Annotated in this window: 5 protein-coding genes; all 5 read left to right on the top strand. The window is 68.3% G+C overall.

Going from position 1 to position 11,490, the window contains the following annotated elements; all coding sequences use genetic code 11:
- Positions 1–95 precede the first annotated feature (95 nt).
- Complete coding sequence (locus AB5J55_RS11790; RefSeq protein ID WP_369270617.1) at positions 96–1,100, top strand: carbohydrate ABC transporter permease; 1,005 nt, start codon at positions 96–98, stop codon at positions 1,098–1,100.
- A 13-nt stretch (positions 1,101–1,113) separates the two neighbouring features.
- Positions 1,114–2,022, top strand: coding sequence for a sugar ABC transporter permease (locus AB5J55_RS11785; protein WP_369270616.1), 909 nt, complete (start codon positions 1,114–1,116; stop codon positions 2,020–2,022).
- Between the two features lie 240 nt (positions 2,023–2,262).
- Positions 2,263–3,942 carry a glycoside hydrolase family 13 protein gene (locus AB5J55_RS11780; protein WP_369270615.1) on the top strand — a complete coding sequence of 560 codons (1,680 nt, stop codon included), beginning with the start codon at positions 2,263–2,265 and terminating at the stop codon, positions 3,940–3,942.
- Positions 3,943–4,231: 289 nt separating this feature from the next.
- A complete protein-coding gene (locus AB5J55_RS11775; RefSeq protein WP_369270614.1) occupies positions 4,232–5,617 on the top strand; it encodes an alpha-amylase family protein in 1,386 nt (461 codons plus the stop codon).
- Between the two features lie 406 nt (positions 5,618–6,023).
- On the top strand, positions 6,024–11,432 hold the full coding sequence (gene pulA, locus AB5J55_RS11770; protein ID WP_369270613.1) for a pullulanase-type alpha-1,6-glucosidase: 5,409 nt from the start codon (positions 6,024–6,026) through the stop codon (positions 11,430–11,432).
- The last annotated feature ends 58 nt before the right edge of the window (positions 11,433–11,490 follow it).

The following is an 11,490-nucleotide window of genomic DNA, read 5'->3' as shown; positions in this document are numbered from 1 at the left end:
GACCCCCACTTCCATGGGGGGGAGAGTTCCGGCGGCCACCGGCCTGTGTGCCGTACACCCCCTGATCTGCCGAACTTCGAGAAGGTTGTCGAACCATGACAGTCGCCATCGACCGCGCGACCGGCAAGCGCCGCGGTGACCGCGCGCCGCGGCCCGGACTGCGCCAGCGCCTGAAGCACGGCTACCAGAAGCACTGGTATGCCTACGCGATGATCACCCCGGTGGTGATCGTCCTCGGCGTTCTCGTGCTGTATCCGCTGGTGTACGGCTTCTACCTCACGCTCACCGACGCCAACAGCCTCAACTCGGCCCGCACGATCGGCGTCAACGAGATCGAGGCCACCTACAAGTTCATCGGCTTCGACAACTACGCCGACATCCTGTGGGGTGAGACGGCCTACGACCGCTTCTGGTCGCACTTCATCTGGACGATCTTCTGGACGGCGGCCTGCGTCACCCTCCACTACACCATCGGCCTGGGTCTGGCCCTGCTGCTCAACCAGAAGCTGCGCGGCCGCACCCTGTACCGGCTGATCCTGATCCTCCCGTGGGCCGTGCCGACCTTCGTCACCGTCTTCGGCTGGCGGTTCATGCTCGCCGACGGCGGCATCATCAACTCGTTCCTGGAGACGCTCCACCTGCCGACGCCGCTGTGGCTGGAGGACACCTTCTGGCAGCGGTTCGCCGCGATCATGGTGAACACCTGGTGCGGTGTGCCGTTCATGATGCTCTCGCTGCTCGGCGGACTGCAGTCCATCGACTCCTCGCTCTACGAGGCCGCCGAGATGGACGGCGCGAGCAGGTGGCAGCAGTTCCGGTACGTCACCGTGCCGGGCCTGCGGTCCGTCAGCTCCACCGTCGTACTTCTCGGCATCATCTGGACCTTCAACCAGTTCGCCATCATCTTCCTGCTGTTCGGCGACACCGCCCCGGACGCGCAGATCCTCGTCACCTGGGCCTACTACCTCGGCTTCGGACAGCAGCCGCGCGACTTCGCGCAGTCGGCCGCCTACGGCATCCTGCTGCTGGCCATCCTGATCGTCTTCACCTCCTTCTACCGCCGCTGGCTGAACCGCAATGATCCGCAGCTCGCGATCTGAGGCAGGAGTCCCCATGAGCACCACGACCGTCAAGACCACTGCTCCGGCGGACCAGCCCCCCAAATCGCCGGCGGCACCGCGCGGGGTCCGCCGAGGCGAGAACAGCCGCAGGACCTCCGTCGTCTCCCACGCCATCCTGATCGTGGCGAGCCTGATCGCGCTGTTCCCCGTCGTCTGGCTGGTCTTCCTGTCCCTCGGCCCGGACAAGGACGACTACCTCCACCCCGGTGGCATCTGGGGGAAGATGACGCTGGACAACTACACGTTCGTCCTGCAGGAGACCAAGTTCTTCGACTGGCTGACGAGCACCCTGATCGTCACGCTGGGCACCACGCTCATCGGCGTCGTCATCGCCGCCACCACCGGCTACGCGGTCTCGCGGATGCGCTTCCCGGGCTACAAGAAGTTCATGTGGGTGCTGCTCGTGACCCAGATGTTCCCGGTGGCCGTCCTGATGGTGCCGATGTACCAGATCCTGTCCGGGCTCCAGCTCGTCGACAGCTACCTCGGACTCATCCTCGTCTACTGCACGACGACCGTGCCGTACTGTGCCTGGCTGATGAAGGGCTACTTCGACACGATCCCGTTCGAGATCGACGAGGCCGGACGCGTCGACGGGCTGACCCCCTTCGGCACGTTCGCGCGGCTGATCCTGCCGCTCGCCAAGCCGGGTCTGGCGGTCGCCGCGTTCTACAGCTTCCTCACGGCCTTCGGCGAGGTCGCGTTCGCGTCGACGTTCATGCTGTCCGACACGAAGTACACGTTCGCGGTCGGTTTGCAGACCTTCGTCAGTGAGCATGACGCGCAGCGCAACCTGATGGCCGCGACCGCAGTGCTCATTGCCATACCTGTCTCGGCGTTCTTCTACTTCGTGCAGAAGAACCTGGTCACCGGGCTTACCGCGGGCGGCACGAAGGGGTGACGCCCCGCTGGGAGGGGCGCGAGGTGCCGGTAGTCGATCGACTGCGGCGCCGTCGTGGCTGGTCGCACCCGCGCGGCGGTAGCCGCAAATCATTACAGCCCCGCGCCCCCAAAAGCGAGCTGCTGAGCCCCCACCCCGAAACCCGAGGCGGTCGCGGTGTCCATCCGACCCCGCTGTCACCGCGGCCGCCTCGTCACCCCACTTCTCTGACCCATGAACCCGTTACGCACCAAGGACGCCATGAGCCAGCACCCCACCGCACCGGCCGAAAACTCCGCCGTCGTCACCGTCGCCAAGCGCCGCGACTGGTGGCGGGACGCGGTGATCTACCAGGTCTATCCGCGCAGCTTCGCCGACAGCAACGGTGACGGCATGGGCGACCTGGAAGGCGTACGCTCCCGACTCCCGTATCTGCGCGACCTCGGCGTGGACGCCGTGTGGCTGAGCCCCTTCTACGCCTCCCCGCAGGCCGACGCCGGCTACGACGTGGCCGACTACCGGGCCGTCGACCCGATGTTCGGCAACCTCCTCGACGCCGACGCGCTGATCCGTGACGCCCATGACCTGGGTCTGAGGATCATCGTCGACCTGGTCCCCAACCACTCCTCCGACCAGCACGAGTGGTTCAAGCGTGCCGTCGCGGAGGGGCCGGGCTCCCCGCTGCGGGACCGCTACCACTTCCGCCCCGGCAAGGGCGCGGAGGGTGCGCTGCCGCCCAACGACTGGGAGTCGATCTTCGGCGGCCCGGCCTGGACCCGGGTCACCGAGCCGGACGGCACGCCCGGCGAGTGGTACCTGCACCTCTTCGCCCCCGAGCAGCCCGACTTCAACTGGGAGCACCCGGCGGTCGGGGACGAGTTCCGCTCGATTCTCCGCTTCTGGCTCGACATGGGCGTCGACGGCTTCCGTATCGACGTGGCCCACGGCCTGGTGAAGGCGGAGGGGCTGCCCGACCTGGGATCCCACGAGCAGCTCAAGCTGCTGGGCAACGATGTCATGCCGTTCTTCGACCAGGACGGCGTGCATGCCGTCTACCGCCAGTGGCGCACGATCCTCGACGAGTACGCCGGCGAGCGCATCTTCGTGGCGGAGGCCTGGACCCCGACCGTCGAGCGCACCGCCAACTACGTGCGCCCGGACGAGCTCCACCAGGCCTTCAACTTCCAGTACCTGTCGACGGAGTGGGACGCCAAGGAGCTCCGCGAGGTCGTCGACCGCACCCTGGACGCGATGCGCCCGGTTGGGGCGCCCGCGACATGGGTGCTCTCCAACCACGACGTCACCCGCCACGCCACCCGCTTCGCCAACCCGCCCGGGCTCGGCACCCAGATCCGCACGGCGGGCGACCGCGAACTGGGACTGCGGCGGGCACGGGCGGCCACCCTGCTGATGCTCGCGCTGCCCGGTTCGGCGTACGTCTACCAGGGCGAGGAGCTGGGCCTGCCGGACGTCGTCGACCTGCCGGACGAGGTGCGCCAGGACCCGGCGTACTTCCGCGGCGAGGGCCAGGACGGCTTCCGCGACGGCTGCCGGGTGCCGATCCCGTGGACGCGTACGGGATCGTCGTACGGCTTCGGCACGGGCGGCAGCTGGCTGCCGCAGCCGCAGGGGTGGGGCGAGCTGAGCATCGAGGCGCAGACCGGTGACCCCGACTCCACCCTGGAGCTGTACCGCTCGGCGCTGGCGGTGCGCCGCGCGCAGCCGGACCTGGGCGCCGGTGACGCGGTGGAGTGGCTGAAGGCCCCTGAGGGGGTCCTCGCCTTCCGGCGCGGGGAGTTCGTCTGCGTCGCCAACACCGGCGAGGAGTCGGTGACCACCCCGGCGTACGGGCGCGTGCTGCTCGCCAGCGGCGAGATCAGCGAGACGGACGGCGAGGCGAAGGTGCCGGGCGACACGACGGTGTGGTGGACGACGGCCTGACGCGTCATCAAATAGCGAGGGCCCGCTGCCATTCAGGCAGCGGGCCCCCCAGCACGCCCGGGCCAGCCCTCTGCCTTTCCTCGGAGACGTCATGCGCCGTCGCGCAGGGAGGAGCGGGCCGGCGCTTCAACGACTGGTGAGCGTGAGGGAGTTGGGAAGGGCACGTCAAGGTTGCGGATGAAAGTACTTGCTATGACTTTCAACTCTCTTGCTGTAAACCTTTCGCGGCGGTACGTTCACGCCGGCGCCCGGCAAAGACGCCTGGCCGTCATCGCAAGGAGTTACGCCTGTGATATCGAGATGGTCCGTCACCGCGACCGCGACCGTGCTCGCCGCCACTTCGGCGGCCCTGATGGCCCCCGCGACCCCCGCGTCCGCCTCCCCGCCCGGAACCAAGGACGTCACCGCGGTGATGTTCGAGTGGAACTTCGCATCCGTCGCCAAGGAGTGCACCAACACCCTCGGCCCCGCCGGCTACGGCTACGTCCAGGTCTCCCCGCCCGCCGAGCACATCCAGGGCTCGCAGTGGTGGACGTCGTACCAGCCCGTCAGTTACAAGATCGCCGGCCGGCTCGGGGACCGGGCGGCCTTCCAGAACATGGTGAACACCTGCCACGCGGCGGGGGTGAAGGTCGTCGCCGACACCGTCATCAACCACATGTCCGCGGGCAGCGGCACCGGCACCGGCGGTTCGTCGTACACGAAGTACAACTACCCCGGCCTGTACTCCTCCTTCGACTTCGACGACTGCACCGCGCAGATCACCAACTACGCGGACCGCGCGAACGTCCAGAACTGCGAACTCGTCGGCCTCGCCGACCTCGACACCGGCGAGTCCTACGTCCGCGGCGCCATCGCCGGGTACATGAACGACCTGCTCTCCCTCGGTGTCGACGGCTTCCGCATCGACGCGGCCAAGCACATGCCGGCCGCCGACCTCGCCAACATCAAGTCGCGCCTGAGCAAGCCGTCGGTCTACTGGAAGCAGGAGGTCATCCACGGCAGCGGAGAAGCCGTCCAGCCCACCGAGTACACGGGCAACGGCGACGTCCAGGAGTTCCGCTACGCCTACGACCTCAAGCGCGTCTTCAACAACGAGAACCTCGCCTACCTGAAGAACTACGGCGAGGGCTGGGGCTACATGAGCAGCGGTGTCTCCGGCGTCTTCGTCGACAACCACGACACCGAGCGCAACGGCTCCACGCTCAACTACAAGGACGGCGCCAACTACACACTGGCCAACGTCTTCATGCTGGCCCACCCGTACGGCGCCCCCGACATCAACTCCAGCTACGAGTTCACCGACCACGACGCCGGCCCGCCCAACGGTGGCACCGTCAACGCCTGCTGGCAGAACGGCTGGAAGTGCCAGCACGCCTGGCCGGAGATCAAGTCGATGGTCGCCTTCCGCAACGCCACGCGCGGTGAGCCGGTCACCAACTGGTGGGACAACGGCGGCGACGCCATCGCCTTCGGGCGGGGCGGCAAGGGCTACGTCGCCATCAACCACGAGTCGAGCAGCCTGACGCGCACCTACCAGACGTCCCTCGCGGCAGGCACGTACTGCAACGTGCAGAACAACACGAGCGTGACGGTGAACTCCAGCGGGCAGTTCACGGCCACCCTCGGCTCCAACACCGCCCTGGCGATCCACGCCGGCCGGACGAGCTGCTGAGCCGTCACGTCCTCCGCACGGCCACCCCTGTCACGCCTGTACGTGTCGGCGCAGGGGCGGCCGTCCGGGTATCTCGATGTACATGATCCGGCCGTTCACGACGTCGATCCTCCTCCAGGAGTTGGGCCAACTCGTCGACGAGTTCCGGGAAGACCTCGCGAACGAGGGGCGGTTCCTGCTCCATGCGGGGACGGCAGACAGGAGCTGCCGGGCCTGGCGACCGATTATGCGCGATCCGGGCCGTCGGCGGACCGGACCCTCACCGTCGCTTCGTGCAACTCGCCCTGCTGAAGGCCCAACTGAAAGTTCTTACCGATGCTTTCAAGCCTCTTGCTGTAAGCCTTGCCGCGGCGATACGGTCGCGCGGGGTCGGACCCACTGAGCCGTAATCGCAAGGAGCCCATCTGTGATAGCGAGATGGCCGACGCCGTCGAGGCGCCGAACCACCCATGTCGGACGGATCGCTGCGGTCACCGTGACCGCACTGGCCGCAGCACTCGTCCAGCCCCTCGCGGCGCGGGCGGACACCCCGCCGCCGCCCCCGTCCGACGCCAGGCTCGCGGCCGAGCCCGCCCGGCACGAGGCCACCCGCGACCAGTTCTACTTCGTCCTGCCGGACCGTTTCGCCAACGGCGACGCGAGCAACGACAAGGGCGGCCTGACCGGTTCCCGCCTCTCCACCGGCTACGACCCCACCGACAAGGGCTTCTACCAGGGCGGCGACCTCAAGGGACTGACCAAGCGCCTCGACTACATCAAGGGCCTCGGCACCACCGCCATCTGGATGGCGCCGATCTTCAAGAACCAGCCCGTGCAGGGCACCGGCGCCAATGCCTCGGCCGCGTACCACGGCTACTGGATCACCGACTTCACCCAGGTCGACCCGCACTTCGGCACCAACAAGGATCTGGAAACCCTCATCTCCAAGGCCCACGCCAAGGGCATGAAGGTCTTCTTCGACGTCATCACCAACCACACGGCCGATGTCGTCGACTATGAGGAGAAGTCGTACGACTACCTCTCCAAGGGCGCCTTCCCGTACCTGACGAAGGACGGTAAGCCCTTCGACGACGGCGACTACGCGGACGGGAAGTCCGGGTTCCCGGCGGTCGGTACCGGCTCCTTCCCGCGCACACCGACCGTCACCGCCGCGAAGAAGAACGTCAAGGTCCCGTCGTGGCTCAACGACCCGACGATGTACCACAACCGCGGCGACTCCACCTTCGCCGGTGAGAGCTCCACCCACGGCGACTTCGGCGGCCTCGACGACCTGTGGACCGAGCGTCCCGAGGTCGTCAGCGGCATGGAGAAGATCTACCAGCGCTGGGTCAGGGACTTCGACATCGACGGTTTCCGGATCGACACCGTGAAGCACGTCAACATGGAGTTCTGGACCCAGTGGGCCACGGCTCTCGACTCCTACGCGGCCAAGCAGGGCCGGGACGACTTCTTCATGTTCGGCGAGGTGTACTCCGCCGACACGGACGTCACCTCGCCCTACGTCACCGAAGGCCGCCTCGACTCCACACTCGACTTCCCTTTCCAGGAGGCGGCCCGGCAGTACGCCTCCCAGGGCGGCACCGCGCAGAAGCTGGCGTCCGTCTTCAGCGATGACTACAAGTACACGACCGACAAGGCCAACGCGTACGAGCAGGTCACCTTCCTCGGCAACCACGACATGGGCCGCATCGGGTACTTCCTGAACCAGGACAACCCGAAGGCGACCGACGCCGAGCTGCTGAAGAAGGACGAGCTCGCCAACGAGCTGATGTTCCTCAGCCGCGGCAACCCGGTCGTCTACTACGGCGACGAGCAGGGCTTCACCGGCGCCGGCGGCGACAAGGACGCCCGCCAGACCCTGTTCGCCTCGAAGACCGCCGACTACCTCGACGACGACCAGCTCGGCACCGACCGCACGCACGCGAGCGACGCCTATGACACGAGCGCGCCGCTGTACCGGCAGATCGCCGAGCTCTCCGCGCTCCGCAAGGCCAACCCCGCCCTCGCCGACGGAATCCAGACCGAGCGGTACGCGGCCGACGGCGCCGGGATCTACGCCTTCTCGCGGACCGCCGCCAAGTCGGGCACGGAGTACGTCGTCGCGTTCAACAACGCGGGCGAGGCGAAGACGGCGACCTTCGCGACCGGCTCGGCCGGCATGACGTTCAAGGGGATCTACGGGACGCGCGACTCGGTCAGGAGCGACGCCGGCAAGAAGGTCACCGTCACCGTCCCGGCCGGCTCGGCGATCGTCCTCAAGGCGACCGGCAGGCCCGCGAAGCCCGCCACCGCGCCGACCCTGACCCTCAAGGCCCCGGCAGCCGGCGCCACCGGCACGGTGGAGATCGGCGCGGACGTCGACGGCGGACAGCTCAACCGCGTCGTTTTCGCAGCCCAGGTCGGCAACGGCAAGTGGCGGACCCTCGGCTCCGCCGACCACGCCCCGTACAAGGTCACGCAGGCCATCGGGAAGGACGTACCCGCCGGAACGGCACTGCGCTACAAGGCTGTCGTCATCGACTCGGCCGGCCGCACCGCCAGTGCCACGGCGGCCTCCACCACCGGCACCCCGCCCGCCCCCGAGGTCCCCAGCGCCGCCTCCCGCGACTACGCGGTCGTCCACTACAAGCGCACCGACGGCGACTACGCGAACTGGGGCCTGTACGCCTGGGGCGACCTCGCGGACGGCGAGTCCACGAACTGGCCGGACAGCCACCCCTTCATCGGCCGTGACGCGTACGGCGCCTTCGCCTACGTCAAGCTGAAGCCGGGCGCGACGAACGTCGGCTTCCTCGTCATCGACAAGGACGGCAACAAGGACGTCTCCGCCGACCGGTCGATCGACCTCACCAAGACGGGCGAGATCTGGGTCGAGCAGGGCAAGGAAGCCGTCCGCACCGAGAAGCCCGCGGCCGACTATCCGGCGCCGGACAAGTCCAAGGCCGTCCTGCACTACCACCGCGCCGACGGCAACTACGACGGCTGGGGCCTGCACACCTGGACGGGTGCCGCGAACCCCACCGAGTGGTCGAACCCCCTGAAGCCGGTCAAGACTGATGCCTATGGTGCGGTTTTCGAGGTACCGCTCACCGACGGTGCCACCAGCCTCAGCTACATCCTCCACAAGGGCGACGAGAAGGACCTGCCCGCCGACCAGTCGCTCGACCTCACGGCGAACGGCCATGAGGTGTGGCTGTTGAGCGGCCAGGAGAAGTACCTGCTCCCGCAGCCCGCGGGGTCCGCGGCGGCGCTCGACCTGAGCACCTCCAAGGCGGTCTGGATCGACCGGGACACGGTCGCCTGGAAGGGCTCCGAGGCCGCCGCCTCCACCCAGCTGCTCTACAGCCGGGACGGCGAGATCGCGGTCAAGGACGGCACCCTGACCGGCGACGCCAAGTGGCTGCGGCTGTCCAAGAGCTCCCTCACCGACGCCCAGAAGGCGAAGTTCCCGCACCTCGAGGACTACACCGCCTGGTCCGTCGACCCGCGCGACCGCGACCGGGTCCGCGAGGCACTCGCCGGCCAGGTCGTCGCCTCGCAGCGCGCCGCGAACGGAGCCGTGCTCGCGGCGACCGGCGTCCAGATCGCCGGCGTCCTCGACGACCTGTACTCCGGGGCGACCAAGGCCGACCTCGGGCCAACCTTCGACAAGGGCCGTCCGACGCTGTCCGTCTGGGCGCCCACGGCACAGTCCGTCAAGCTGGAGATCGGCGACTCGACCGTCGCCATGAAGCGGAACGCCGGCACCGGCGTCTGGTCCGTCACCGGCCCGGGGTCCTGGAAGGGCAAGCCCTACCGGTACGTCGTCAAGGTCTGGGCGCCCAGTGTCCAGAAGGTCGTCACCAACAAGGTCACCGACCCCTACTCGGTCGCCCTGACCACCGACTCCGAGCGCAGCCTCGTCGTCGACCTGCGCGACAAGGCCCTGGCGCCGACGGGCTGGTCCTCCTACACCAAGCCCAAGGCCGTACCGCTGAAGGACGCCCAGATCCAGGAGCTGCACGTCCGGGACTTCTCCGTCGAGGACAGGACGGCGAAGAACCGGGGCACCTACCTCGCCTTCACGGACAAGGACAGCGACGGCTCCAAGCACCTGCGTGAGCTGGCCGAGGCGGGCACGTCGTACGTCCACCTGCTGCCGGCCTTCGACATCGCCACGATCCCCGAACGCCGGGAGGACCAGGCGAGCGTCGGCTGCGACCTCGCCGCCTTCCCGGCCGACTCCGACAAGCAGCAGGAGTGCGTGTCGAAGATCGCCGCGAAGGACGCCTACAACTGGGGCTACGACCCGTACCACTACACGGTCCCCGAGGGCTCGTACGCCACCGACCCGGACGGCACGGGCCGCACGGTCGAGTTCCGCAGGATGGTCAAGGCACTGAACGACGACGGCCTGCGGGTCGTCATGGACGTCGTCTACAACCACACGGCGGCCAGTGGTCAGGCGGACACCTCCGTCCTCGACCGGATCGTCCCCGGCTACTACCAGCGACTGCTCGCCGACGGCTCGGTCGCCAACAGCACCTGCTGCGCCAACACGGCCACCGAGAACGCCATGATGGGCAAGCTGGTCGTCGACTCGGTCGTCACCTGGGCCAAGGAGTACAAGGTCGACGGCTTCCGCTTCGACCTGATGGGCCACCACCCGAAGGCCAACATCCTGGCCGTGCGCAAGGCCCTCGACGCGCTGACCCTCGCCGAGGACGGCGTCGACGGCAAGAAGATCATCCTGTACGGCGAGGGCTGGAACTTCGGCGAGGTCGCCGACGACGCCCGCTTCACGCAGGCCACCCAGAAGAACATGGCCGGCACCGGCATCGCGACCTTCTCCGACCGGGCGCGGGACGCCGTACGCGGCGGCGGGCCCTTCGACGAGGACCCCGGCGTCCAGGGCTTCGCCTCCGGGCTGTTCACCGACCCCAACTCGTCCGAGAGCAACGGCACTTCCGAGGAGCAGAAGGCCCGGCTGCTGCACTACCAGGACCTGATCAAGGTCGGGCTGTCCGGCAACCTCGCCGGGTACCGGTTCACCGACACCGCCGGCAAGGAGGTCACCGGCGCCGAGGTCGACTACAACGGCCAGCCCGCCGGGTACGCGGACGCCCCCGGCGACGCCCTCGCCTACGCGGACGCGCACGACAACGAGTCGCTGTTCGACGCGCTCGCCTTCAAGCTGCCGAAGGACACGTCGGCCGCCGACCGGGCCCGTATGCAGGTCCTCGCCATGGCCACGGCCACCCTGTCGCAGGGGCCGGCCCTCTCCCAGGCCGGCACCGACCTGCTGCGCTCCAAGTCGCTGGACCGCAACTCCTACGACAGCGGCGACTGGTTCAACGCCATCCACTGGAACTGCGCCGACGGCAACGGCTTCGGGCGGGGGCTGCCGCCGGCCGCCGACAACCAGTCCAAGTGGCCGTACGCCAAGCCCCTGCTGAGCACCGTGAAGGTGGGATGCGAGCAGATCGAGGGGGCCTCGGCGGCGTACCGGGACCTGTTGAGCGTCCGTTCGACGGAGCGTGCCTTCTCCCTCGGTACGGCCGGTCAGGTGCAGTCGAAGCTGTCCTTCCCGCTGTCCGGGAAGGACGAGACGCCCGGCGTGATCACCATGCGGCTCGGTGACCTCGTCGTCGTCTTCAACGCGACGCCCCAGAAGCAGGAGCAGCGGATCGCCTCGCTGGCCGGCGAGGGCTATCGACTGCATTCGGCGCAGGCCTCGGGCGCGGACCCTATCGTCAAGTCCTCGTCCTACGAGCGGGAATCCGGCACGTTCGCCGTTCCGGGTCGTACTGTCGCCGTCTTCTCACGGGCCCTTTGACAGCGCACTAGATTGAGTGGGGCGGACCCGGTCACGGGCCCGCCCCACTCGTGCGTAT

Source organism: Streptomyces sp. R11 (genome assembly GCF_041051905.1).
Classification (GTDB): domain Bacteria; phylum Actinomycetota; class Actinomycetes; order Streptomycetales; family Streptomycetaceae; genus Streptomyces.
This window is presented reverse-complemented; position numbering and strand designations above follow the sequence as displayed.

Bases quoted from the DNA above. Each gene is read 5' to 3' on its own strand.
- AB5J55_RS11785 (WP_369270616.1), top strand. From the start codon at position 1,114: ATGAGCACCACGACCGTCAAGACCACTGCTCCGGCGGACCAGCCCCCC.
- AB5J55_RS11790 (WP_369270617.1), top strand. From the start codon at position 96: ATGACAGTCGCCATCGACCGCGCGACCGGCAAGCGCCGCGGTGACCGC.
- AB5J55_RS11780 (WP_369270615.1), top strand. From the start codon at position 2,263: ATGAGCCAGCACCCCACCGCACCGGCCGAAAACTCCGCCGTCGTCACC.